This is a genomic window from Variovorax sp. P2_H12 (assembly GCF_056403395.1).
In genome coordinates this window covers 84,328-107,263 of record NZ_JBFUFO010000018.1, presented here as the reverse complement: position 1 = coordinate 107,263, position 22,936 = coordinate 84,328, and the positions used below count along the sequence as shown (strand labels likewise).

The 22,936-nt window shown below is 68.5% G+C and carries 22 protein-coding genes; 10 read left to right on the top strand and 12 right to left on the bottom strand.

Annotation, left to right across the window (positions count from 1 at the left end; all coding sequences use genetic code 11):
• Positions 1-45 precede the first annotated feature (45 nt).
• The 5 genes from AC1DYK_RS14780 to AC1DYK_RS14760 form a co-directional block, all read right to left on the bottom strand.
• The gene (locus AC1DYK_RS14780) at positions 46-762 is read right to left on the bottom strand and encodes an ABC transporter ATP-binding protein (protein ID WP_478167017.1); all 717 of its coding nucleotides are present in this window, start codon (positions 760-762) and stop codon (positions 46-48) included.
• Positions 746-1,543 (bottom strand): ABC transporter ATP-binding protein, encoded by a 798-nt coding sequence (locus AC1DYK_RS14775; protein WP_478167016.1) that lies wholly within the window; start codon positions 1,541-1,543, stop codon positions 746-748. Before AC1DYK_RS14775 ends, AC1DYK_RS14780 begins: the two co-directional genes overlap by 17 nt.
• The gene (locus AC1DYK_RS14770; RefSeq protein ID WP_478167015.1) at positions 1,540-2,748 is read right to left on the bottom strand and encodes an ABC transporter substrate-binding protein; all 1,209 of its coding nucleotides are present in this window, start codon (positions 2,746-2,748) and stop codon (positions 1,540-1,542) included. Before AC1DYK_RS14770 ends, AC1DYK_RS14775 begins: the two co-directional genes overlap by 4 nt.
• A gap of 84 nt (positions 2,749-2,832) precedes the next feature.
• Positions 2,833-4,383: an AMP-binding protein gene (locus AC1DYK_RS14765; protein ID WP_478167014.1), complete on the bottom strand. Its 1,551-nt coding sequence runs from the start codon at positions 4,381-4,383 to the stop codon at positions 2,833-2,835.
• Positions 4,384-4,393: 10 nt separating this feature from the next.
• Entirely contained in the window at positions 4,394-5,176 is a 783-nt protein-coding gene (locus tag AC1DYK_RS14760; RefSeq protein WP_478167013.1) for a crotonase/enoyl-CoA hydratase family protein, read from the bottom strand.
• A 74-nt stretch (positions 5,177-5,250) separates the two neighbouring features.
• Here AC1DYK_RS14760 and AC1DYK_RS14755 point away from each other — a divergent pair, with 74 nt between their 5' ends.
• Positions 5,251-6,057: a PaaX family transcriptional regulator gene (locus AC1DYK_RS14755; protein WP_478167012.1), complete on the top strand. Its 807-nt coding sequence runs from the start codon at positions 5,251-5,253 to the stop codon at positions 6,055-6,057.
• On the opposite strand, the gene AC1DYK_RS14750 is transcribed toward AC1DYK_RS14755, so the two are convergent.
• The 3 genes from AC1DYK_RS14750 to AC1DYK_RS14740 are packed head-to-tail and all read right to left on the bottom strand — an operon-like array spanning position 6,047 to position 8,396.
• On the bottom strand, positions 6,047-6,898 hold the full coding sequence (locus AC1DYK_RS14750) for a fumarylacetoacetate hydrolase family protein (protein WP_478167011.1): 852 nt from the start codon (positions 6,896-6,898) through the stop codon (positions 6,047-6,049). The two genes, AC1DYK_RS14755 and AC1DYK_RS14750, sit on opposite strands and share 11 nt — an antisense overlap.
• Before the next feature lie 20 nt (positions 6,899-6,918).
• Positions 6,919-7,665, bottom strand: a complete 747-nt coding sequence (locus tag AC1DYK_RS14745; protein WP_478167010.1) for an SDR family NAD(P)-dependent oxidoreductase — start codon at positions 7,663-7,665, stop codon at positions 6,919-6,921.
• Positions 7,662-8,396, bottom strand: a complete 735-nt coding sequence (locus tag AC1DYK_RS14740; RefSeq protein WP_478167009.1) for an SDR family oxidoreductase — start codon at positions 8,394-8,396, stop codon at positions 7,662-7,664. The genes AC1DYK_RS14745 and AC1DYK_RS14740 overlap by 4 nt, the downstream gene beginning before the upstream one ends.
• A 168-nt stretch (positions 8,397-8,564) precedes the next feature.
• Between AC1DYK_RS14740 and AC1DYK_RS14735 the strand changes: the two genes are divergently transcribed.
• The 8 genes from AC1DYK_RS14735 (at position 8,565) to AC1DYK_RS14700 (ending at position 16,420) form a co-directional block, all read left to right on the top strand.
• Positions 8,565-9,272, top strand: coding sequence for a FadR/GntR family transcriptional regulator (locus AC1DYK_RS14735; protein WP_478167008.1), 708 nt, complete (start codon positions 8,565-8,567; stop codon positions 9,270-9,272).
• Positions 9,273-9,317: 45 nt separating this feature from the next.
• Positions 9,318-10,313, top strand: coding sequence for a sialic acid TRAP transporter substrate-binding protein SiaP (locus AC1DYK_RS14730; RefSeq protein WP_478167007.1), 996 nt, complete (start codon positions 9,318-9,320; stop codon positions 10,311-10,313).
• 10 nt (positions 10,314-10,323) lie between these two features.
• Positions 10,324-10,884, top strand: a complete 561-nt coding sequence (locus AC1DYK_RS14725; RefSeq protein WP_478167006.1) for a TRAP transporter small permease — start codon at positions 10,324-10,326, stop codon at positions 10,882-10,884.
• 68 nt (positions 10,885-10,952) lie between these two features.
• Positions 10,953-12,347, top strand: a complete 1,395-nt coding sequence (locus AC1DYK_RS14720) for a TRAP transporter large permease (protein WP_478167005.1) — start codon at positions 10,953-10,955, stop codon at positions 12,345-12,347.
• Between the two features lie 34 nt (positions 12,348-12,381).
• Positions 12,382-13,908: a UxaA family hydrolase gene (locus tag AC1DYK_RS14715; RefSeq protein WP_478167004.1), complete on the top strand. Its 1,527-nt coding sequence runs from the start codon at positions 12,382-12,384 to the stop codon at positions 13,906-13,908.
• 16 nt (positions 13,909-13,924) lie between these two features.
• The gene (locus AC1DYK_RS14710; protein WP_478167003.1) at positions 13,925-14,854 is read left to right on the top strand and encodes an SMP-30/gluconolactonase/LRE family protein; all 930 of its coding nucleotides are present in this window, start codon (positions 13,925-13,927) and stop codon (positions 14,852-14,854) included.
• Positions 14,855-14,859: 5 nt separating this feature from the next.
• Positions 14,860-15,918 carry a malate/lactate/ureidoglycolate dehydrogenase gene (locus tag AC1DYK_RS14705; RefSeq protein WP_478167002.1) on the top strand — a complete coding sequence of 353 codons (1,059 nt, stop codon included), beginning with the start codon at positions 14,860-14,862 and terminating at the stop codon, positions 15,916-15,918.
• Positions 15,919-16,015: 97 nt separating this feature from the next.
• Entirely contained in the window at positions 16,016-16,420 is a 405-nt protein-coding gene (locus AC1DYK_RS14700) for a YjjA family protein (protein ID WP_478167001.1), read from the top strand.
• Between the two features lie 7 nt (positions 16,421-16,427).
• Here AC1DYK_RS14700 and katG read toward each other — a convergent pair whose 3' ends face one another.
• On the bottom strand, positions 16,428-18,680 hold the full coding sequence (gene katG, locus AC1DYK_RS14695; RefSeq protein WP_478167000.1) for a catalase/peroxidase HPI: 2,253 nt from the start codon (positions 18,678-18,680) through the stop codon (positions 16,428-16,430).
• Positions 18,681-18,821: 141 nt separating this feature from the next.
• Positions 18,822-19,466, bottom strand: a complete 645-nt coding sequence (gene slmA, locus AC1DYK_RS14690; protein ID WP_478166999.1) for a nucleoid occlusion factor SlmA — start codon at positions 19,464-19,466, stop codon at positions 18,822-18,824.
• Positions 19,467-19,587: 121 nt separating this feature from the next.
• On the opposite strand from slmA, the gene galE reads away from it, so the two are divergent.
• Positions 19,588-20,607 (top strand): UDP-glucose 4-epimerase GalE, encoded by a 1,020-nt coding sequence (gene galE, locus AC1DYK_RS14685; protein ID WP_478166998.1) that lies wholly within the window; start codon positions 19,588-19,590, stop codon positions 20,605-20,607.
• Positions 20,608-20,754: 147 nt separating this feature from the next.
• Here galE and argB read toward each other — a convergent pair whose 3' ends face one another.
• Positions 20,755-21,648 carry an acetylglutamate kinase gene (gene argB, locus AC1DYK_RS14680; RefSeq protein WP_478158100.1) on the bottom strand — a complete coding sequence of 298 codons (894 nt, stop codon included), beginning with the start codon at positions 21,646-21,648 and terminating at the stop codon, positions 20,755-20,757.
• Between the two features lie 188 nt (positions 21,649-21,836).
• Complete coding sequence (locus AC1DYK_RS14675) at positions 21,837-22,931, bottom strand: glycosyltransferase family 4 protein (RefSeq protein WP_478166997.1); 1,095 nt, start codon at positions 22,929-22,931, stop codon at positions 21,837-21,839.
• Positions 22,932-22,936 lie beyond the last annotated feature (5 nt).

Sequence of the window (22,936 nt, the reverse complement as noted above, 5' to 3'; positions counted from 1 at the left end):
CGGGGGGCAGCGCAGCACACGAAGTGGCAAGCGTGGGGGCCATACTCAGACGCCGAGGTAGACGCGGCGCACCGCGTCGTCGGCACGGACCTCTTGCGGCGTGCCGTGCAGCACGATGCGGCCGGTTTCCATCAGGTAGACCGAGTCGGCGATGTCCAGCGCCAGCGCCGCGTTCTGCTCGACCAGCAGGATCGAGACGCCCTGCTCCGCATTGATGCGCCGCATGATCTCGAAGATGTCGCGCACGATCAGCGGCGCGAGGCCGAAGGACGGCTCGTCGAGCAGCAGCAGGCTCGGCCGCGACATCAGCGCCCGGCCGATGGCCAGCATCTGCTGCTCGCCGCCGGACAGGGTGCCGGCCTGCTGGCCGCGGCGCTCCCTGAGCCGGGGGAAGTAGCTGTAGACCCGCTCGAAGTCTTCCGCGATGCCCGCCCGGTCGCGCCGCAGGTAGGCGCCCAGGCGCAGGTTCTCCTCGGTGCTCAGCGCCAGGAAGGTGCCGCGGCCATCCGGCACGTGGGCGACCCCGAGCCGCACGATCCGCTCGGTCGGCCGGCCATCGGCGCGCTCCCCGCCAATGCGGATCGCGCCCGTGGTGCGCACCGCCATCTGGCACAGCGCGCGCAAGGTCGTGGTCTTGCCGGCGCCGTTGGCGCCCAGCAGCGCGGTGACCGAGCCGGCCCGCATCGCCAGGTCGATGCCATGCAGCACCCGGCTCGCGCCATAGGCCGCATGCAGCCCTTCGACCTCAAGCAGCATCGGCATGTCCGCCTCCCAGGTAGGCCTGGATCACCTCCGGGTGCTGCCGCACGGCCGCCGGCGTGCCCTCGGCGATCTTGCGGCCGAAGTTCAGCACCACCACCCGGTCGGAGATCGCCATCACCAGGCCCATGTGGTGCTCGACCAGCAGCACCGTGACGCCCAGCCGGTCGCGGATCTCGCGGATCAGCGCGGCCAGGCCTTCGAGCTCCTGGTGGTTGAGCCCGCAGGCCGGCTCGTCGAGCAGCAGCAAGCGCGGCCGGCCGCAGAGCGCGCGGCCGAGCTCGACGCGCTTCTGGGTGCCGAAGGGCAGGTCGGCCACGACGCGGCCGGCGACCTCCTCGAGCGCCAGGAAGCGCAGCATGCCGTCCGCCCTGCCCTGCGCCTCGCGCTCCATGCGCCGCTCGCCGGGCAGCCGCAGCAGGGTGCCCGCGAAGCCCGCGGGGTGCCGGCCGTGGCAGCCGACCAGCAGGTTCTCGCGCACGGTCATGCTGCGGAACAGCGCCAGGTTCTGGAAGGTCCGGCCGATGCCCTCGGCGGCCATCCGGTGGCGCGGCAGCGCCGAGATGCGCCGGCCGTCGAACTCGATGCACCCCGCGCCGCAGTCGTAGATGCGCGAGAGGCAGTTGAAGACGGTGCTCTTGCCGGCGCCGTTGGGGCCGATCAGGCCGCAGATCTGCCCCGCCTGGACGCTGAAGGACACGTCATCGAGTGCCAGGATGCCGCCGAAGCGCACCGACACCCCTTCCACGCGCAGCAACGGCGCGCGGGTCGACGTCGTGTTCACTGCCCGAGCACGTCGCCGAATTTCTCGAAGCGGGTGCCGTCGAAGCGCACCAACTGCATCTGCGTGATCGGATAGAAGTTGCCGGGGCCGGTCTTCAGGCGGATGCCCGGGTAGAGCATCGGCAGCGCCATGTCGAGGCTCGCGGCCTGCTTCATGAGGTTGGCGCGGGTCAGGTCGTCGCCGGCCTGGGTCAGCACCTGGACCAGCGTCTGCGCCATCGAGTAGCCGGTGACGTTGAGGATGTCGCTCGCGTCGCCCTCGGGGTAGTACTGCTTCATGAAGGCGGCGAAGTCGCGCACCTCCGGGCTGTCGCGGCCATCGCTCGGGTCACGCAGGAAGGTGGCGGACACGATGCCCTTCGCATGCTCGGGGCCGGCCGGCCTGAGCACCGCGGCCACCGAGTTCGACACGTTGGACAGGTAGTGCGCGGGCTGCCAGCCGATCGCGGCCATCTTGCGGATGGCCTGCGCGGCGACTTTGGATTGGGAGAAGTTCAGCAGCGTGTCGGCGCCCGAGCTCTTGAGGCTGATGATCTGGCTGTCCACCGTGGGGTCGCTGGCCTCGTAGCTGGCCTGGGCCACCACCACCGATTTCGCCTTGTCGCCCAGCCCCTCGAGGAAGCCGCGCAGGCTGTCCTTGCCGAACTCGTCGTTCTGGTAGAGCACGGCCACCCTGGCCCCGGGCTGGCTGGCCAGGATCTGCCTGGCATAGATACGGCCTTCGGTGACGTAGGTGGGGTTCCAGCCCATGCTCCACGGATACAGGCGATGGTCGCCCCAGCGCTGGGCACCCGAGCTCACGAAGAGCTGCGGCACCTTCCTGAGGTTGAGGTACTTCTGGGTCGCGGCATTGTTGGGCGTGCCGAGCGGGCCGAAGATCAGCAGCACTTTCTCCTGCTCGACCAGCTTGCGCGTCTGCTCCACGGCCACCGGCGGGCTGTAGGCATCGTCGAGCGAGATGAACTCGATCTTGCGGCCATGGATGCCGCCTTCGGCGTTGATCTTGCGGAAGTAGGCGGCTGCCGTCTTGCCCACCGTGCCGTAGACCGACGCCGGCCCGGAATACGGCGTGGTGTTGCCGATCCGGATCGTGGTGTCGCTGGCGCCGGCGTCATAGCGCTTCTGGGCCTGCGCTCCGAGGGCGCCGGCTGCGAGTGCGGCCACGGCCAGCCAGCGGCCGGCCCTTCGGATGTTGCGAATCTCCATTGCTTCTCTCCCTGGTGGTGTGACAGACCTGTTCGCGGCGGACGGCTTCTGCCGTCTCTTGTTCCGCGCTGACCGGCCGGCGCGTCAGGCCGGCGGATCGGATGCGGCGCGAAGGCGATCGCGCAGGGCGCGGCGGTTGAGCTTGCCCACCGTCGTCTTCGGAATCTGCTCGGCGAAACGCACGTGCCGCGGCTTCTTGTACGACGCCAGCCGGGCCGCCACGTGCGCGACCAGTTCCGCGGCCAGCGCATCGCTGCCGGCGTGGCCGGGCGCGAGCACCACCACGGCGGCGACCGCCTCGACCCACTTCTCGTCGGGCAGACCGACCACCGCGCATTCGCGCACCGCGGGGTGCGCCAGCAGCGCCTCCTCGACCTCGCGCGGATAGACGTTGTAGCCGCCGCTGACGATCATGTCGGAGGTGCGGTCCTTGAGAAACAGGAAGCCGTGCGCGTCGAACACGCCGACATCGCGCGTGAGCACCCAGCCGTCGGCGCGGAAGGTCTGCGCCGTGAGTTCCGGCGCCGCGTGGTAGCCGGCCACCGCGGAGGGCGCGCGCACCGCGATCTCGCCGGGCTGGCCGGGCGGCGCGTCCTGCCCGGACTCGTCGAGCAGGCGCAGTTCGACCTCGAGCGCGGGCTGGCCGCAGGCGCCCAGCCGATCGCCGTGATGATCTTCCGGCCGCAGCACCGCCAGGCACAGCGGCACCTCGGTCTGGCCGTAGTACTGCCAGAAGCGGTGCTGGCCCCAGACGGCCATCGCGCGTTCGATCACGGTGCGCGGCATCGGCGATGCGCCGTAGATCACGTAGCGCAGCGCATCGACCTTGCAGCTGGCCATCGCCGGCGTCTCGACCAGCATCTGCAGCATGGTCGGCACCAGGTTGATCGCGGTGGCCCGCTCGCGTTCGATCGCGGCCAGGAAGGCTTCGGGCTCGAAGCCCGGCAGGATCACGGTGCGGCCGCCGCGCAGCCAGAAGGGCAGCACGAAGACGCCGCTCGCGTGGATCAGCGACGCGGCATGCAGCATCACGTCGTCGGGCGTCGCGGGCAGCAGGTTGAGCAGCACGTTGCGGCAGATCGCGGCATAGGAGCCCTGCGTGTGCTGGGCGGCCTTGAGCGTGCCGGTGGTGCCGGAGGTGAAGAGGGTCAGGATGACGTCGCTCTCCGCCACCTGCACCGCGGGGTCGCGGCTGGGCTGCTGGGCGGCCGCGGCGATCAGGTCGGCACCGTCGGGCAGGCTGGCATCGAGGCCGTGGCAGTCGAGGCCGGGCAGGGCCTCGCGCAGGGCGGCGGCGCGCTCGGCCAGGTCGGCGCCGAACACCAGCAGGCGGCAGCCGGTGTCCTGCAGCATGCGCACATGCTCGGGCAGCGAGAGCCGGGCGTTGAGCGGCACGCGATTGAGCGCCGCCTTCACGCAGGCAAAGTCCAGCGGCACGCTGTAGAGGCTGTTGTTGACCAGCAGCGCGACGCGCGTGCCCGGCACGGCGCCGCGGGCGCGCAGCGCATGGGCCAGGCGTGCGCTGAGCGCATCGACCTCGGTGAAGCTCAGGCTGCGGTCGCCGAAGCTGACGGCGGTGCGGGGTCCGTGCTGGGCGGCGCCGCGGCGGATCAGGTCCAGAGTGGTGGGGGCCATGCGCGCTGCCCTACTTGATGAAACTGCCGTGGCGGCCGGCGCCGTCGACGAAGCGCGCCGCACCTGCCACGGCTTCCTCGAACACCACCGGCACCCCCTGGGCGCCTTCGGCGCGCAGCGCCTGCGCCAGCGGCAGGTCCCATTGCCCATAGGCCGAGGCGCGATCGGCCAGCATGCAGCGCTGCGGGAAGGCGGCGATCTCGCGTGCCAGGGCCTCGGCGGCCTCGCGGGCGGCACCCGGCTCGACCAGGCGGCTGGCCAGGCCCATCGCCAGCGCCTCTTCGGCGCCGACCGGCCGGCCGGTGAGGATCATGTCGAGCGCCCGGCCCATGCCGACCGCGCGCGGCAGCCGCACCGTGCCGCCGTCGATCAGCGGCACGCCCCAGCGGCGGCAGAAAACGCCGAAGACCGCGTCGCGCTCCATCACCCGCAGGTCGGCCAGCAACGCGAGCTCGAGCCCGCCGGCCACGGCATAGCCGCTGACTGCGGCGATCAGGGGCTTGGCGAGCGCCATGCGGCTCGGCCCCATCGGGCCGCTGCCACCGCCCTGGCGATCGAGTTCATGGCGACGTACCGGGTCGCCGATGGCGCTGAGATCGGCCCCGGCGCAGAAGTGGCCGCCGGCGCCCCACAGCACCGCCACCCGCAGCGCGTCGTCGGCTTCGAAGGCTTCGAAGGCCTGGCGCAGTTCGGCCGCCATCGGGCCGTCGACCGCGTTGCGAACGGCAGGACGGTCCAGGATGATCGTGCACACTGGACCGTCGACTTCGGTCCGGATGAATGAACTCGCCACTCGGTTGCTCCCTTGATATTTCATCGAAAATGATATTCGCACAGAAACAAGAAAGATTACTCGTTTTCACCTAGATGGACATACTTCATAACATTGAGGAAGGCGAACCTTCGGCTGCGGATCTGGTGCTCGACCTGCTGATCACCCATCCCGAGCCGCACATGACCGTGCAGGCGCTGGCCCGCGCCGGCGAGATCATGGGGATCAGCACGCCCAGCGTGCGGGTGGCGCTGACGCGCCTGCTGGGCCAGGACCGGATCGTCAAGACCGGGCGCGGCTGCTATGCCGTGCAGTTGCAAGGCAACTTGGTGCACTACGAGGTGCAGCACTGGTTCGAGAAGGAAAGCCGCCTGGGGCCCTGGTCGGGCGGATGGCTGGTGGTGCACGACGGCGCGGTCGTGCGCAGCGACAAGACCGCCTGGCGACACCATCTGCGCGCCCTGGACCTGAACGGCTTCCGCACGCTGGCAGCGGGCATCTCGGTGCGCCCCGACAACCTCGACGGCAGTGCGGACGCGATGCGGACGGCGCTGGCCCGGCTTGGCATGGCGCCCGGCAGTCTGGTTTTCACCGGCCGCGATTTCGACACCGATGCCGCCGCGCGGATGATGGGCCTCTGGGATGTGCCCGCGCTGTCGGCCGCTTACGGCAGCGCACTGAAGCTGATCGACAGCAGCAGCGCGCGCCTGGCGGGCATGACCCCCGAGGCCGCAGCGCGTGAAACGCTGCTGGTGGGACGCGCGGTGATTCGAAGCATCGTTCTCGACCCGCTGCTGCCGGAGGCGATCCAGCCGGCACAGCCGCGTCGCGCGCTGATCGAGGCGACCCGCGCCTACCAGGCGCAGGCTCGCAGGATCTGGCGCGACGTGCTCAGCGCTTGAACGACACCACTTCCTGGCGCTGTTCGCCCAGGCCCTCGATGCCCAGGGTCATCACGTCGCCCTTCTTCAGGAACACCGGCTGCGGCTTCATGCCCATGCCGACACCCGGAGGGGTGCCGGTGGTGATGATGTCGCCCGGCTCCAGCGTGTTGAGCTGGCTCACGTAGCTCACCAGCTTGGCGACGTTGAAGATCATCGTCTTGGTGTTGCCGGTCTGCACCCGCTTGCCGTTGAGGTCGAGCCACATCGCGAGCTTCTGCGGGTTGGGCACCTCGTCGCGCGTGACCAGCCAGGGGCCGATCGGGCCGAAGGTGTCGAAGCCCTTGCCCTTGTCCCAGGTCAGGCCGCGCTCGAGCTGCCATTCGCGTTCGCTGACGTCGTTGATGACGCAGAAGCCCGCCACGAAATCGAGCGCATCCTTCTGCGAGACGTAGCGCGCGCGGGTGCCGATCACCACGCCGAGCTCGACCTCCCAGTCGCCCTTGACCGAATTCTTCGGCAGCATCACGGGATCGTTCGGCCCCTGGATGCAGCTGATCGCCTTGGTGAACACCACCGGCTCCTTCGGAATCGGCATGCCGGACTCGGCCGCATGGTCGGCGTAGTTGAGGCCGATGGCGATGAACTTGCCGACCCTGGCCACCGGGCAGCCGTAGCGCGGCGTGCCCCGCACCAGCGGCAGCTTGTCGACCTTGAGCTTGCGCAGCTTGGCCAGCGCGGCATCGCCGAGCTGCTCGGGGCCGATGTCGCCGACCACCGCGCTCAGGTCGCGCAGCTTGCCCTCGGCATCGATGAGCCCGGGCTTTTCCTTGCCCGGCTGGCCGTAGCGAACGAGTTTCATGAATGTCCTTTCTTGTTGATTCAGTAAGTGGAGCGACCGCCCGAAAGATCGAAGGTCGCGCCGGTGGAGAAAGAGCAATCTTCGGTGCAAAGCCATCCGACCATCGCGGCCACCTCCTCCACCGTGCCGAAGCGGCCCATCGGTATCTTCGACAGCATGAAGGCGATGTGGTCGGGCGTCATCTGGTCGAAGATCGCGGTCTTGACCGCGGCCGGGGTCACGCAGTTGACGCGGATGCCGGTGTCGGCGAGTTCCTTGCCGAGCGACTTGGTCAGTGCGATCACGCCCGCCTTGCTCGCGCTGTAGGCGCTGGCGTTGGGGTTGCCGTCCTTGCCCGCGACCGAGGCGATGTTGACGATGCGGCCGTAGCCCTGCGTGCGCATCTGGCCGACCACTTCGCGGCAGCAGATGAAGAGGCCGGTCAGGTTGACCTCCATGACCTGGCGCCAGGCGTCGACCGGGTAGTCCCACAGGCGCGTGTTGGGCCCGGTGATGCCGGCGCTGTTGACCAGCGCATCGATGCGCCCGGCCTGCGCCAGCGTGGCCGCCACGGCCTTGGCCACCGAGGGCTGCTGCGTGACATCGACCGTCAGCGCGTAGGCCCTGGCACCCAGCGCCCAGGCGGCCTTGGTGGCGGCCTCGCCGTCGCGGTCCCAGACCGTCACGCTGCCGCCCGAGGCCAGCAGCCGCTTCGCGATGCCGAAGCCCAGGCCGGTGGCGCCGCCGGTAACCACCGCATGGCGGCCGTTGAAATCAAGCTGGTTCATATCATGATGCCGCCGTCGACCGTGAACGCCTGGCCGGTCGCGAAGACGGATTCGTCGCTGGCCAGGAACACCACCACGGGCGCGATCTCCTCGGCCCGCGCGAGCCGGCCCATGGGCTGCCGCGCGATGAAGGCGCGGCGCGCCTCGTCGGGGTCGGCATTGGCGTTGATGCGATCGCCGAGCGAGGGCGTATCGACGGTGCCGGGGCACACCGCGTTGCAGCGGATGCCCTTGGTGACGTAGTCGGCCGCGACGCTCTTGGTGAGCCCGAGCACCGCCGCCTTGGTAGTGCCGTAGACGAAACGGTTCGGCAGGCCCTTCATGCTCGAGCACACGCTCGCCATGTTGATGATGCTGCCGCGGCCGGCCGCGAGCATGCCCGGCAGCACGGCCTGGATGGTCCAGAACTGCGCCCGCACGTTGAGGTTGAAGGCGAACTCGAGATCGGCGTCGCCGGCATCGAGCACCGTGCCGTTGTGCACCACGCCGGCGCAGTTGAAGAGCACGTCGAGCGCCGGCAGCGTCTTCACGAGCGATGCGATGGCGGCCTTGTCGAGCACGTCGAGCTTCGCCGTCTTCACGTTGGCGACGCCGGCAAATCGCTCGAGCAGCTTCTCGTTGACGTCGGTGGCCCACACCTGCGCGCCCTCGGCCGCGAGTGCGAGCACGCTTGCATGGCCGATGCCCTGTCCGGCCGCGGTGACGAGCGCGGTCTTGCCCTGAAGTCTCATGGGATGTCCTCTCGAAGCTGGTAGCGATGGTGATGCCGCCGAGGCCGTGCCGCATTCAGGGTTTCGCCCGATGGCCCGGCTCCGGTGCGGATCGTATTCTGAATTGGCCTTACCACTTGTCCAATTCAGGACAACCCTTAACCCCGTCCACCGCGACCGATCCTCCCCGTGCCGCTGCAAACCGTCGAACCCCAACGCCTCTACCGCCAGATCGCCGACCAGTTGCGCGCGCTGATCGCCAAGGGCGAGTTCGCGGTCGGCGCGCGGCTGCCGGCCGAGCGCGATCTCTGCAAGCAGCTCGGCGTCAGCCGGCCTTCGGTGCGCGAGGCGCTGATCGCGCTCGAGGTCGAGGGCTGGGTCGAGGTGCGCACCGGCTCGGGCGTCTACGTGCTCGACCGTTCGCATCGCGCCGCGGCACCGGTGGCGGCCACCGAATGGGGCCCGCTCGAGCTGATCCGCGCACGCCGCGTGGTCGAGGGCGAGACCGCGGCGCTGGCGGCCACGTCGGCCAAGCGCCGCGACGTCGACCTGCTGACGCGCGCGATCGAGAGCATGCGCGAAATGGCCGATCGCCACGTGATGCCGCTCGAGGGTGACCGGGCCTTCCACCTGGCGATCGTCGACGCTTGCGGCAACGTGGTGCTGTCGGAGACGGTGCAGGGCTTCTGGGATTCGCGCAATGGGCCGATCTTCACGCGGCTCGGCGGCTACTTCGAGACCGTGAAGTCGTGGCGCAGCGCGATCGCCGAGCACGAGGCCATCCGCGATGCGATCGCCGCGCGCGACCCCGACGCCGCGCGCCGCGCCATGCACGAACACATGGACAAGTCGCACCAGAGATTCAGCGCGAGCTGGCGCCGCGCGAAGGCTTCCTGATCCGCCAGCAATGCCGCCCATCCAACAACCACGGAGACCCACCAGATGACCAGCAAACGCTTCGCCCTCAAGACCCTCGCCGCCTGCGCCATCGCGGCCGGCGCGCTCGGCGCCGTCGGCCTCGCCCAGGCGCAGACCAAGCTCAAGTGGGCGCACGTCTACGAGACCTCCGAGCCCTTCCACAAGTACTCCGTGTGGGCCGCCGAGGAAATCAAGAAGCGCACCGGCGGCAGGTACGAGATCCAGGTCTTCCCGGCCTCCAGCCTCGGCAAGGAATCGGACATCAACCAGGGCCTGACGCTGGGCACGGTCGACATCATCCTGAGCGGCGCGAGCTTCGCGGGCAATACCTACAAGCCGCTGGCGGTGACCTACTTCCCGTTCATCTTCCGCGACTCCGAGCACCTGCTGAAATATGCGCAGAGCGATGTCTTCAAGGAACTCGCCAAGGGCTACGACGACAAGAGCGGCAACCACATCACCGCGCTCAACTACTACGGCGCGCGCCACGTGACTTCGGCCGCCGCCAAGCCGGTCTCGAAGCCGGACGACATGAAGGGCCTGAAGATCCGCGTGCCCGACGCGCCGGCCTACCTGGCCTTCCCCAAGTCGCTGGGCGCCAACGCGACCCCGATCGCCTTCGCCGAGGTCTACCTGGCGCTGCAGAACGGCACGGTCGATGCGCAGGAAAACCCGCTGCCCACGATCGAGGCCAAGAAATTCTTCGAGGTGCAGAAGAACATCTCGCTGACCGGCCACATCATCGACTCGCTGCTCACGGTGGTCTCGGGCCAGACCTGGGAGAAGCTCTCGGCCGAAGACAAGAAGATCTTCGCCGCGGTGATGCAGGAAGCCGCCGAGAAGACCGGCCGCGAGATCATCGCGTCCGAGGCCCGCCTGACCGAAGAGTTCAAGAAGAAGGGCAACAACGTGATCACGGTCGACAAGAACGCCTTCCGTGAAGCGGTGCTCAAGAACACCAAGCCGACCGACCACGGCTACCGCCAGCAGGACTACGACCGGATCCTCGCGATCAAGTAAGGCGGCACCGATGAGCACCGAACAGAAGATCATCGACGACGAAGGCCATTTCCATGCCGAGGACGAGGCGGTGGACCTCACGGACACCATCGCCGAGGGCTGGATCGCCCTGGCGCTGTTCTGGCTGCTCGGCCTCACGGTCTTCTACCAGTTCGTCACGCGCTACGTGCTGAACGACTCCGCGGCCTGGACCGAGGAGGTGGCGCGCTACATGCTGATCGGCGTGGTCTTCATCGGTGCGGCCATCGGCGTCGCCAAGAACAACCAGATCCAGGTCGATTTCTTCTATCGGCACGTGCCGGCGGCCATGGGCCGCTGGATGTCGAAGGCGGTCGACCTGGTGCGCATCGCCTTCTTCGTCGCCGCGGTGGTCATGACGGTGCAGATGATGCTCAAGATCGGCAGCCGCACGCGCATGACCATCGTCGACCTGCCGATGAACGTGGTCTACGGCCTGTGCCTGTTCGGCTTCGCCGCGATGGCCTGGCGCTCGGTGCAGACCGCGCGCATCCACTGGCGGCGCGGCTACAGCGTGCTCGAACGCCCCGAATCCACCCTGGCCGACCATTAAAGACCTTGCGGGACAGACCAAGAAACTGCGCAGCAGTTTTTGCTCTGTCCTCAACTGATTAGACCCCCATGCTGAAAATCTTCTTCCTGGTCTTCATGGCCGGCGGCATCCCGGTCGCCATCGCGATGGCCGGCGCCTCGCTGGCCTACATCCTGATGACGAGCGGCCTGCCGCCCTTCGTCGTGATCCACCGCATGGTGAGCGGCATCGACAGCTTCCCGCTGCTCGCGGTGCCCTTCTTCATCCTGGCCGGCAACCTGATGAACAACGCCGGCATCACGACCCGCATCTACAACTTCGCGCTGGCGCTGGTGGGCTGGCTCAAGGGCGGCCTGGGACACGTCAACGTGCTCGGTTCGGTGATCTTCGCCGGCATGAGCGGCACCGCGATCGCCGACGCGGCCGGCCTCGGCACGATCGAGATCAAGGCCATGAAGGAGCACGGCTACGACACCGAGTTCGCGGTCGGCGTGACGGCCGCCTCGGCCACGCTCGGCCCCATCATCCCGCCCAGCCTGCCGTTCGTGATCTACGGGATGATGGCCAACGTGTCGGTCGGCGCGCTGTTCCTCGCGGGCATCCTGCCCGGCGCAATGATGGCGCTGCTGATGATGCTCACGGTCGCCTACTTCGCCCACAAGAACAAGTGGGGCGGCGACGTCAAGTTCTCGAGCACCCGGCTGTTCAAGGCGCTCAGCGAGCTGGCGGTGGTGATCGGCTGGCCGCTGCTGATGTGGGTGGCGATCACCTGGCTGGGCACGCCGCCGCAGCTCACGGTGTTCGCGGGGCTGGCCGCGCTGTTCGTGCTCGACCGGATCTTCCGCTTCGAGGCGCTGCTGCCGATCATGACGCCGGTGCTGCTGATCGGCGGCATGACCACCGGGCTCTTCACGCCGACCGAAGGCGCGATCGCGGCCTGCGTGTGGGCCATGATCCTCGGCTTCGGCTGGTATCGCACGCTGTCCTGGAAGATGTTCATCAAGGTCTGCCTCGACACCATCGAGACCACCTCGACGGTGCTCTTCATCGTCGCCGCCGCCTCGATCTTCGGCTGGATGCTGACCGCCACCGGCGTCACGGCCGACATCGCGAGCTGGGTGCTGGGCTTCACCGACCAGGCCTGGGTGTTCCTGCTGCTGGCCAACCTGCTGATGCTGTTCGTCGGCTGCTTCCTGGAGCCGACCGCGGCGATCACGATCCTGGTGCCGATCCTGCTGCCGATCGCCACCCAGCTGGGCATCGACCCGATCCACTTCGGCCTGGTGATGGTGCTCAACCTCATGATCGGGCTGCTGCATCCGCCGATGGGCATGGTGCTGTTCGTGCTCGCGCGGGTGGCCGGCCTGAGCTTCGAGCGCACCACGATGGCGATCCTGCCGTGGCTGGTGCCGCTGCTGCTGAGCCTGGCGGTCATCACCTACATGCCGTCGCTGGTACTGTGGCTGCCGAAAATGTTCTTCTGAGCGCCCGGCGGCTCGACCCGACAAGGACCCCACGATGAATCCCTTCATTCGACTCCATCCCGCCGACGACGTCGTGATCGCGCGCGGCCAGCTGATCGGCGGCACGCCGGTCGAAGGCGTCACGGCGCGCGGGCTGATCCCGCCCGGCCACAAGATCGCCGTGCGCGCCATCGCGCCGGGCGCGCCGGTGCGCCGCTACAACCAGATCATCGGCTTCGCGAGCCAGGCCATCGCGCCCGGGGAGCACGTGCACACGCACAACCTCGACATGGGCCCCGACAAGGGCCACTTCGAGCGCGACTACGCCTTCGGTGCCGACGTCAAGCCCGCACCGGCGCGGCGCGAGGCCACCTTCATGGGCATCCGCCGCGCCGACGGCCGGGTCGCGACCCGCAACTACATCGGCGTGCTGACCAGCGTGAACTGCTCGGCCACGGCCGCGCGCGCCATCGCCGACCATTTCTCGCGCAAGACCAACCCGGGCGCGCTCGCGAACTACCCGAACGTCGACGGCGTGGTCGCGCTCACGCACGGCACGGGCTGCGGCATGGACACCGGCGGCATGGGGATGCAGATCCTCGAGCGCACGCTCACGGGCTATGCGACGCACGCCAACTTCGCGGCGGTGCTGGTGGTCGGGCTGGGCTGCGAGGCCAACCAGATCAACGCCTGGCTGGCGACCGGCAACCTCAGCGAGGGCGAGAACTTCCGCGTCTTCAACATCCAGGACACCGGCGGCACGCGCAAGACGGTCGAGAAAGGCGTGGCGCTCATCCACGAGATGCTGCCGCGCGCCAACGCGGTGAAGCGGGAGCCGCTGAGCGCGGCCCACATCACGATCGGACTGCAGTGCGGCGGCTCCGACGGCTACTCGGGCATCAGCGCCAACCCGGCGCTGGGCGCGGCGGTCGACCTGCTGGTCGCGCACGGCGGGACCGCGATCCTGTCGGAGACGCCCGAGGTCTACGGCGCCGAGCACCTGCTGACGCGCCGCGCGGTCCGGCGCGAAGTGGGCGAGAAGCTGGTCGAGCGCATCCGCTGGTGGGAGCACTACACCGCCATCAACGAAGGCGAGATGAACAACAACCCCTCGCCCGGCAACAAGGCGGGCGGGCTCACGACCATCCTCGAGAAATCGCTGGGCGCGGTGGCCAAGGGCGGCACCAGCAACCTCGAGGCGGTGTACGAATACGCCGAGCCCGTGACCGCGCACGGCTTCGTCTACATGGACACGCCCGGCTACGACCCGGTGAGCGCGACCGGCCAGGTGGCGGGCGGCGCCAACATGATCTGCTTCACCACCGGCCGCGGCTCGGCCTACGGCTGCGCGCCCTCGCCCTCGCTCAAGCTGGCGACCAACTCGGCACTGTGGCAGCGGCAGGAAGAAGACATGGACATCAACTGCGGCGAGATCGTCGAAGGCACGGTGTCGATCCAGGAGATGGGCCAGCGGATCTTCGAGCTGGTGCTGGCGACCGCATCGGGCGAACCGTCGAAGAGCGAGCGGCACGGCTACGGGCAGAACGAGTTCGTGCCCTGGCAGGTCGGCGCGGTGATGTAGGGCCATGGCGCCAGCGATGCAAGCACCCTTCGGCGCGCTCGACGGCACGGGCTTCGAAAAGCGCGATCCGCGCTTCAACCGCCTGGTGCCCGGGCCCGAGCAGGTCGAACGGCTCTGGACCGGCGCACGTTGGTGCGAGGGCCCGGCCTGGTTCGGCGCCCATCGCACCCTCGTCTGGTCCGACATCCCCAACAACCGCATGCTGCGGCTCGACGAGCGCAACGGCACGGTCGCGGTGTTCCGCGAGCCGGCCAACCATTCCAACGGCAATACGGTCGACCGCCAAGGGCGGCTGGTCAGCTGCGAGCACCTGACGCGGCGCGTGACGCGCACCGAGCACGACGGCAGCCTCACGGTGCTGGCCTCGCACTGGCGGGGCTTGCGCCTGAATTCGCCCAACGACGTCGTGGTGCACTCCGACGGCGGCATCTGGTTCACCGACCCGAGCTACGGCATCCTGAGCGACTATGAAGGATCGAGCGCCGAGAGCGAGATCGGCGCCTGCAACGTCTACCGCATCGATCCCGCAAGCGGCGCGGTCGAGCTCGTCGCCGACGATTTCGTCAAGCCCAACGGACTCGCTTTCTCGCCCGACGAGTCGATGCTCTACATCGCCGACACCGGCGCCAGCCACGCCGCCGACGGGCCGCGCCACATCCGCCGCTTCGCGCTCGCGAGCGATGGCCGACGCCTCGGCGCGGGCAGCCTGTTCGCGGAATGCACCAACGGCTTGTTCGACGGCTTCCGGCTCGACACCCAAGGCCGCATCTGGACCAGCGCCGCCGACGGCGTCCACGCCTACGATCCCGATGGCAGCCTGATCGGCAAGATCCTGCTGCCGGAGCGGGCCGCCAACGTCTGCTTCGGCGGCCCCAAGCGTAACCGGCTCTTCATCTGCGCCACCCGTTCGCTCTACGCCATCACCCTCAACGCCAAGGGAGCTTGAATCACATGTCGACCACACTGGACCCCGGCACCCTTCGAACACAGGTCGCCCGCATCCTGGCGGCGGCGGGCAGCGCGCCGCCCGAGGCCGAGCAGGTCGCCGCCAACCTGGTGCTGGCCAACCTCAGCGGCCACGATTCGCATGGCGTCGGCATGCTGCCGCGCTATGTCGACGCGGTGGCCGAAGGCGGACTCGTTCCCAATGCCTCGGTGAAGATCAATCTCGATGCCGGCGCGATGCTCGCGCTCGATGGCCAGCACGGCTACGGGCAGATCGTCGGCGTGCAGGCGATGGAACTCGGCATCGCGCGTGCGAAGCAGCTCGGCAGCTGCATCCTGTCGCTCGCCAGCGCGCATCACCTGGGCCGCATCGGCCACTTCGCGGAGATGGCGGTGGCCCAGGGCCTGGTGGCGATGCACTTCGTCAACGTGCTGTCGCGGCCGGTGGTCGCGCCCTGGGGTGGTGGCGACGGCCGCTTCGGTACCAATCCCTGCTGCATCGGCGTGCCGCTCGCGGGGGCCGAGCCCTTCATCCTCGACTTCGCGACCAGCCGGGTGGCGCAGGGCAAGATGCGCGTGGCCTACAACAAGGGCGAGCGCGTGCCGCCCGGACACCTGATCGACGAGCACGGCGCGCCGACCGACGATCCCGGCGTGGTCGTGGTGCCGCAGAGCAACGGCCTGTTCGGCGCGTTGATGACCTTCGGCGAGCACAAGGGCTATGGCATGGCCGTGGCCTGCGAACTGCTCGGCGGCGCGCTGACCGGTGGCGGCACCTGGCATCGCCCGGCCGACTCCGCGCGCACCGTGCTGAACGGCATGCTGGTGGTGCTGATCGACCCCGCCAAGCTCGGCACCCAGGCCAGTTTCGAGCAGGAGGCGAAGGCCTTCATCGACTGGCTGCGCCAGAGCCCGGCGGGGGCTGGATTCGATGCGGTGCAGATCGCGGGCGAGCCCGAGCGAAAGGCGCGCGCGACGCGCGAACGCGAGGGCATCTGGCTCGACGACGCGACCTGGGGCGAGATCGTGGAGGCGGGACGCAAGGTCGGTGTCACGGTCGGTTGAACGCGCCGACCACCAACTGTTTCAATGTCGTCGCAGCCGGGCCTCGGGCTTGCGTTATGGTTTCCCCAACGCGCCTCAACGCTTCAAGGAATCGACCATGAACACTGTCCGTCAACGCTTCATGCGCGTCAGCGCCATCGCCCTGCTGCTCGGCAGCGCGGGCTTGGCGCAGGCCCAGTCACTGGACATGCTCAAGGGGCTGGCCGGCGGCGCGTCCGGCTCGATGGCCTCTGGCAGTCTCGGCAACGCGGCCGGCGTGATCGAGTACTGCCTCAAGAACAACTACCTGAGCGTCGATGGCGCCTCGGGCATCAAGGACCAGCTGATGGGCAAGATCCCGGGCGGCAAGCCGGCCTCCGACCCCGGTTACGTCGACGGCTCCCAGGGCATCCTGACCACCAGCGACGGCAAGAAGATGGACCTGACCGGCGGCGGCCTGAAGCAGGAAGTCACGCGCAAGGCCTGCGACTTCGTGCTCAAGCAGGCCAAGGGGATGTTCTAGCACCGACTCAAGCGACGTCGAACCGGTCGAGGTTCATCACCTTGGTCCATGCCGCCACGAAGTCATCGACGAACTTCGCCCCTGCGTCCGCGCTGGCGTAGACCTCGGCGACGGCGCGCAGTTGCGCGTTCGACCCGAACACCAGATCGGCGCGGGTCCCGGTCCACTTGAGCTTGCCCGACTTGCGGTCGCGCCCTTCGAACGCCTCGCTGCGCCCCTCGACCGGCTTCCACTCCGTGCCCATGTCGAGCAGGTTGACGAAGAAGTCGTTGCTCAAGCTGCCCGGCCTGGTGGTGAAGACTCCTTGCTGGGACTGCCCGACATTGGCACCGAGCACGCGCAGGCCACCGACGAGCACCGCCGTCTCCGGCGCGGTCAAGGTCAGCAGTTGCGCCTTGTCGAGCAGCAGCACTTCCGCGGGAACGCTGTAGCGGCCCCTCGCGAAGTTGCGGAAACCATCCGCGTACGGCTCCAGCGGCGCGAACGAGGGCACGTCGGTCTGCGCTTGCGAGGCATCCGTGCGCCCCGGCGTGAAGGTCACGCGGATCTCCCGGCCGCCGTCGCGGGCAGCCTGCTCCACGCCCGCGCCACCAGCCAGGACAATCAGGTCGGCCAGAGAGATCTTCTTGCCGCCGCTCTGGGCTGCGTTGAACTCGCTGCGGATGCCCTCGAACACCTGGAGCACCTTGGCCAGTTGCTCGGGCTCGTTGACGGCCCAATCCTTCTGCGGTGCCAGGCGAACCCGTGCGCCGTTCGCACCGCCGCGCATGTCGGAACCGCGGAAGGTGGATGCCGACGCCCAGGCCGTCGAGACGAGCTGCGCCGGGGTCAGGCCCGAGGCCAGCACCGTCTTCTTGAGGGCCTCGACATCCTGCGCATCGACCAGGGGATGGTCGACTGCGGGGATCGGGTCCTGCCAGATCAGTTCTTCGGCGGGTACCTCCGGCCCGAGGTAGCGCGCGCGCGGCCCCATGTCGCGATGGGTGAGCTTGAACCAGGCGCGGGCGAAGGCGTCGGCGAACTGGTCGGGGTTCTCCATGAAGCGCCGCGAGATCTTTTCGTAGGCCGGGTCGAAGCGCAGCGACAGGTCGGTCGTCAGCATGGTCGGCACGAGCTTCTTCGACGGATCGAAGGCATGCGGGATCGTCGCGCCGGCGCCCTTGGCCACCCACTGGTGCGCGCCGGCCGGGCTCTTCGTCAACTCCCACTCGTAGCCGAACAGGTTCCAGAAGAAGTTGCTGCTCCACTTCGTCGGCGTGGTGGTCCAGGTGACTTCCAGGCCACTGCTGATCGTATCGGCGCCGCGACCGGTGCCGAAACTGCTCTTCCACCCGAGGCCCTGGTCCTCGATGCCGGCGGCTTCGGGCTCCTGCCCGACATGGCTCGCCTCGGCCGCGCCGTGCGTCTTGCCGAACGTGTGGCCGCCGGCGATCAGCGCCACGGTTTCCTCGTCGTCCATCGCCATGCGGGCGAAGGTGTCGCGGATGTCGTGCGCCGCGGCCACCGGATCGGGCTTGCCGTCCGGTCCTTCGGGGTTGACATAGATCAGGCCCATCTGCACCGCAGCGAGCGGGTTCTCGAGGTCGCGCGCATGCGCCACCTGGCTGTCGTCGTCCTTCGGGAGCACGGCGTGGCCCTCGTCGACGCCGGGCGACCCTTTCGAGTAGCGAAGGTCGCCACCGAGCCACTTCGACTCGCGACCCCAGTACACGTCCTGGTCAGGCTCCCACACGTCGGGGCGTCCGCCGGCAAAGCCGAAGGTCTTGAAGCCCATGGTTTCGAGCGCGACGTTGCCCGTGAGGATGATCAGATCGGCCCAGGAGATCTTCCTCCCGTACTTCTGCTTGATCGGCCAGATCAGGCGGCGCGCCTTGTCGAGGCTCACGTTGTCCGGCCAGCTGTTCAGCGGCGCGAAACGCTGCTGGCCGCGGCCGGCGCCCCCGCGCCCATCGCCGATGCGGTAGGTGCCGGCGCTGTGCCACGCCATGCGGATGAAGAAGGGACCGTAGTGACCGAAGTCGGCCGGCCACCAATCCTGCGAGTCGGTCATCAGGGCGGCGAGGTCCTTCTTCACGGCGGCCAGGTCGAGGCTCTTGAATTCCGCCGCGTAGTCGAAGGCCTCGCCCATGGGGTCGGACTTCGACGAGTGCTGGTGAAGCAGATCCACGCGCAACTGTCCGGGCCACCAGTCACGGTTGGTCGTGCCGGTTCCTGCCGCCTGGCTGAAGGGGCACTTCGCCTCTGTCTTTTCATTGCTCATCCTCGAACTCCTCTGTTCTTTTTCAAGTGTGGAAGGAGTTGGATTCTGTGGCAGAACCGGCATGGCTCGAATAGGGATTGCCGATCTCGGCCATAGCCGCGCGCCGGCGCCCCCCCTGGGCGCCGGAATCGGCTCACCGCCTCAAAGCATCAGCGCGACCGAGGCGTCCAGATATTCGGAGGGCGCACGCCGGAAGCCGGAGCGCGCAAAACGCTGCAGCCGCCCGACCACGAAGGCCGTGAGCGCAGAGGCGCGCACCTGTGCATCGACACTCGGCGTGGCCGATCCATCGACCGCCGCCGCGCCGCGCAGGGCCTGGCGCAGCGTCGCCTCGATCTTGTCGAAGAACTGGTTCATGCGGTTCTGCAGGCGCTCGTTCTCGAACACCAGCGCATCACCCACCATCACGCGGGTCATGCCGGGGTTCTTCTCGGCGAACTGCACCAGCATCGTGACGACGTGCGCAGCCTGCTCGTGGCCCGGGGCGTCGCGCTCGACGATCTGGTTGACCAGCGTGAAGACGCTCTGCTCGATGAAGTCGATCAACCCCTCGAACATCTGCGCCTTGCTGGCGAAATGGCGGTACAGGGCGGCCTCGCTGACGTCGAGCCTGGCAGCGAGTGCCGCCGTGGTCACGCGCTCGGCGCCCGGCTGCTCCAGCATGGCCGCCAGGGCCTGGAGGATCTGCACGCGCCGTTCGCCCGGCTTGGGGCGCTTACGGGTCGGTGCGGCCACCGGTTCTGAAGTGCTTGTGGCGCCGGAGGCGCTCGGCTCATCGTTCTGCATGGGCGCGTGCAAAATGTAAAAAAATGATTCTCGCACACGGACGTGAGCGGGCGCCAACCGGGCAAGCCCTGCTTGTCGCGCAGAATCGACAGACATTTTCGACCGAATGGCGAAAGAGACGATGAACAAGACCATCCTCGTGACCGGCGGCGCCGGATTCATCGGCAGCCACACCTGCGTGGCGCTGGCCGAAGCGGGCTACGCGCCGCTGGTGCTGGACAACCTCGGCAACAGCGACCTGCGGGTGCTCGACAGGCTGGCGCGCATCAGTGGCAGCGCGCCGCGCTTCATCGAAGGCGACGTGCGCGACCGGGCGCTGCTCGACCGGCTCTTTGCCGAACAGCCGATCGCCGGCGTGATCCATTTCGCCGGCCTCAAGGCCGTGGGCGATTCGGTGGCCGACCCGATCGGCTATTACGACAACAACGTGCACGGCAGCTTCGTACTCGCCGCCGCGATGCAGGCGGCCGGCGTGCGGACGCTGATCTTCTCGTCCTCGGCCACCGTCTACGGCGAGCCCGACCGGTCGCCGATCCCGGAAGACGCCCCCACGCGTCCGGCCAGTCCCTACGGCCGCTCGAAGCTGATGGTCGAGGAGGCGCTGGGCGACCTGCAGCGCTCGGACCCGAGTTGGCGCATCGCGCTGCTGCGCTATTTCAATCCGGTGGGCGCGCATGAGAGCGGCCTGATCGGCGAGCACCCCCAAGGCAAGCCGAACAACCTGATGCCCTTCGTCTGCCAGGTCGCGGTGGGCCTGCGCGACAGGCTCGCGGTGCACGGCGGCGACTACCCGACACCCGACGGCACCGGCGTGCGCGACTACGTGCACGTGATGGACCTGGCCGAGGGGCATGTGGCGGCGCTGCGCCATGCCGAGCAGCAGCCGGGGCTCGTCACGCTGAACCTGGGCACCGGCCAGGGCGCCTCGGTGCTCGAGGTGGTCAAGGCCTTCGAGCGGGCCAGCGGCCGGCGCATCGCCTACGAGATCGGCCCGCGGCGCCCGGGCGACGTTCCGGCCTACTGGGGCGACCCGGCGCTGGCGCAGGCCACACTCGGCTGGAAGGCCCGGCGCGGTCTGGACCAGATGTGCGCCGACAGCTGGCGCTGGCAGCAAGCCAACCCCAACGGGTATCAAGGCTGACCCCCAGGTTGGGCTCACTGCGTGTAGCCCGCCCACCCCCTTTCAGGGGGCGTTGCCGGCGGCCCGGCGAAGCCGGTTCCGCGGCAACTCCCGAACAGGCGCGCACCGCGCGGCCGGCGAAGTGCGGGCGGGAAAACTGGGGCGAGCCTACCGTGCCCGGATCATCGTGCCGTAGGCTTGGTCGGTGAGGATTTCGAGCAGCATGGAGTGCGGCACCCGGCCGTCGATGATGTGGACCGCGTTGACGCCGCTCTTGGCGGCATCGAGCGCGCCTTCGATCTTCGGCAGCATGCCGCCGGAGATGGTGCCGTCGGCAAACAGCTCATCGATCTCGCGGGCACTGAGGTTGGTCAGAAGGTTGCCGTTCTTGTCGAGCACGCCGGGCGTGTTGGTGAGCATCATGAGCTTCTCGGCCTTGAGCACGATCGCCAGCTTGCCGGCGACGACGTCGGCGTTGATGTTGTAGCTCTCGTTCTCCTCGCCGAAGCCGATCGGGCTCACCACCGGGATGAAGGCGTCGTCCTGCAGCGCCTTGACCACGCTCGGGTCGATCGAGACGATGTCGCCGACCTGCCCGACGTCGTGGTGCAGGTTGGGGTCGTTGCGGTCGGCCATCTTGAGCTTCTGGGCCCGGATCAGGCCGCCGTCGCGCCCGGTCAGGCCCACCGCCTTGCCGCCGGCCTGGTTGATCAGGCCCACGATGTCCTGCTGCACCTCGCCGGCCAGCACCCACTCGACCACTTCCATGGTTTCGGAGTCGGTCACGCGCATGCCCTGGACGAAATGGCCGGTCTTGCCGAGCCGTTTCAGCGCCGCCTCGATCTGCGGGCCGCCGCCGTGCACCACCACCGGATTCATGCCGACCAGCTTGAGCAGCACCACGTCCTCGGCGAAATCGGCCTGCAACTCGGGGTCGGTCATGGCATTGCCGCCGTACTTGATAACGATGGTCTTGCCGTGGAACTTGCGGATGTAGGGCAGCGCCTGGGCCAGGATCTCGGCCTTGTCGCGCGGGGGGATGTTCAGGACAGGATCGGTCATTTTCGAGCGATGGAAAGATGAGAGCCTGGATTGTGGCGGAACTCGGCGCGAAGCACCGGAGTCGGCCGGCGCAGCCAGGCCCATTGGTGAAACACCGCGGAACGGGCTCTGCCAGGCCGCCGGTGTTGCCCCCGGTCAGGGGGTGGGCGGGCTACACGCAGTGAGCCCAACCTGGGGGCGAGCAACATTCACGGCCGCAGCCAGCGCGGCACCTTGAACCGCACGATCATCAGGTAGGCCGCCACGTAGGTGGCGACGAACAGCGCGCAAAAAGCCATCAGCACCGGCGTGTTGTTCCAGAACAGCACCGCCGGCACCACGGTCAGCGCGGCGAAGATCCAGAGGTAGGGCGAGGTACGGTTGTTGCGCGCCAGCAGCTGCCGCGCCTCGTCGTCTGCAAAGGCCACGCGCACGATGCGGCGGAAGATCAGCTGATGGAAATGCAGAGCGTCGGCATCGCCGGGCGACTGGCCGCGCGCCACCTTGCGGTAGATCGAGAACACGGTCTCCCACACGGGATAGATCAGCAGCAGCATCGGGAACCACGGCGACACCACCCGGTGCCTTTGCACCAGCGTGACCGCGGCCACCGCGATCACCATGCCCCAGACGTAGGCGCCGCCGTCGCCGGCGAAGATCTTGCCGCGCGGGTAGTTCCAGATCAGGAAGCCCAGCGTGGCGCCGACCAGGCAGATCATCATGGCCGCCAGTTGGCGGTCGCCGACCTGCAGCGCGACGTGCGTGATCGCCAGGCAGACCAGCACCGCCACCGTGCCAGCCAGGCCGTTGTAGCCGTCGATGATGTTGAAGGCATGCGGCAGGCCGCCGATCGCGAGCGCCGCGAACAGCATCGCCGCATAGGGCATGGTCTGCAGCCAGCCGTCGACGACCGGTATGCCGACCCGCGACAGGCCGAGGTTCAGCACCCAGCACAGCAGCAGCGCAGAGCCGATCGTGAGCCCGAGCCGGTAACGGACCGAGACCCGCTGGGTCACATCCTCGATGATGCCGCCGATCACGGCCGGGGCGATGCACAGCAGCGTCAGCGCCGAGGCCTTGAGCGGCCAGGACACATTGAACGGATCCGGCCCGACGCCCGCGACCAGCCACGCGACCCCGGTGCCGATGAAGATGCCGGCCCCTCCCAGCCGGGGCACATGCCCCTTGTGGAAGCGCTGCGGCATGTCGGCGCCGTAGCGCCGCGCATGCCGACGGGCGCGGCGCATGAACACCTGCACGGCGAAGACGGAGACAAGGAAGCTGATGACGATCAGGGCAATCATGGGGT

What these genes read in the sequence shown, in the direction of transcription:
- AC1DYK_RS14780 (WP_478167017.1), bottom strand. Translation starts at nt 762, where the DNA reads ATGCCGATGCTGCTTGAGGTCGAAGGGCTGCATGCGGCCTATGGCGCG.
- AC1DYK_RS14770 (WP_478167015.1), bottom strand. Translation starts at nt 2,748, where the DNA reads ATGGAGATTCGCAACATCCGAAGGGCCGGCCGCTGGCTGGCCGTGGCC.
- AC1DYK_RS14765 (WP_478167014.1), bottom strand. Translation starts at nt 4,383, where the DNA reads ATGGCCCCCACCACTCTGGACCTGATCCGCCGCGGCGCCGCCCAGCAC.
- AC1DYK_RS14755 (WP_478167012.1), top strand. Translation starts at nt 5,251, where the DNA reads ATGGACATACTTCATAACATTGAGGAAGGCGAACCTTCGGCTGCGGAT.
- AC1DYK_RS14750 (WP_478167011.1), bottom strand. Translation starts at nt 6,898, where the DNA reads ATGAAACTCGTTCGCTACGGCCAGCCGGGCAAGGAAAAGCCCGGGCTC.
- AC1DYK_RS14745 (WP_478167010.1), bottom strand. Translation starts at nt 7,665, where the DNA reads ATGAACCAGCTTGATTTCAACGGCCGCCATGCGGTGGTTACCGGCGGC.
- AC1DYK_RS14740 (WP_478167009.1), bottom strand. Translation starts at nt 8,396, where the DNA reads ATGAGACTTCAGGGCAAGACCGCGCTCGTCACCGCGGCCGGACAGGGC.
- AC1DYK_RS14730 (WP_478167007.1), top strand. Translation starts at nt 9,318, where the DNA reads ATGACCAGCAAACGCTTCGCCCTCAAGACCCTCGCCGCCTGCGCCATC.
- AC1DYK_RS14725 (WP_478167006.1), top strand. Translation starts at nt 10,324, where the DNA reads ATGAGCACCGAACAGAAGATCATCGACGACGAAGGCCATTTCCATGCC.
- AC1DYK_RS14720 (WP_478167005.1), top strand. Translation starts at nt 10,953, where the DNA reads ATGCTGAAAATCTTCTTCCTGGTCTTCATGGCCGGCGGCATCCCGGTC.
- AC1DYK_RS14715 (WP_478167004.1), top strand. Translation starts at nt 12,382, where the DNA reads ATGAATCCCTTCATTCGACTCCATCCCGCCGACGACGTCGTGATCGCG.
- AC1DYK_RS14710 (WP_478167003.1), top strand. Translation starts at nt 13,925, where the DNA reads ATGCAAGCACCCTTCGGCGCGCTCGACGGCACGGGCTTCGAAAAGCGC.
- AC1DYK_RS14705 (WP_478167002.1), top strand. Translation starts at nt 14,860, where the DNA reads ATGTCGACCACACTGGACCCCGGCACCCTTCGAACACAGGTCGCCCGC.
- AC1DYK_RS14700 (WP_478167001.1), top strand. Translation starts at nt 16,016, where the DNA reads ATGAACACTGTCCGTCAACGCTTCATGCGCGTCAGCGCCATCGCCCTG.
- katG (WP_478167000.1), bottom strand. Translation starts at nt 18,680, where the DNA reads ATGAGCAATGAAAAGACAGAGGCGAAGTGCCCCTTCAGCCAGGCGGCA.
- slmA (WP_478166999.1), bottom strand. Translation starts at nt 19,466, where the DNA reads ATGCAGAACGATGAGCCGAGCGCCTCCGGCGCCACAAGCACTTCAGAA.
- galE (WP_478166998.1), top strand. Translation starts at nt 19,588, where the DNA reads ATGAACAAGACCATCCTCGTGACCGGCGGCGCCGGATTCATCGGCAGC.
- argB (WP_478158100.1), bottom strand. Translation starts at nt 21,648, where the DNA reads ATGACCGATCCTGTCCTGAACATCCCCCCGCGCGACAAGGCCGAGATC.
- AC1DYK_RS14675 (WP_478166997.1), bottom strand. Translation starts at nt 22,931, where the DNA reads ATGATTGCCCTGATCGTCATCAGCTTCCTTGTCTCCGTCTTCGCCGTG.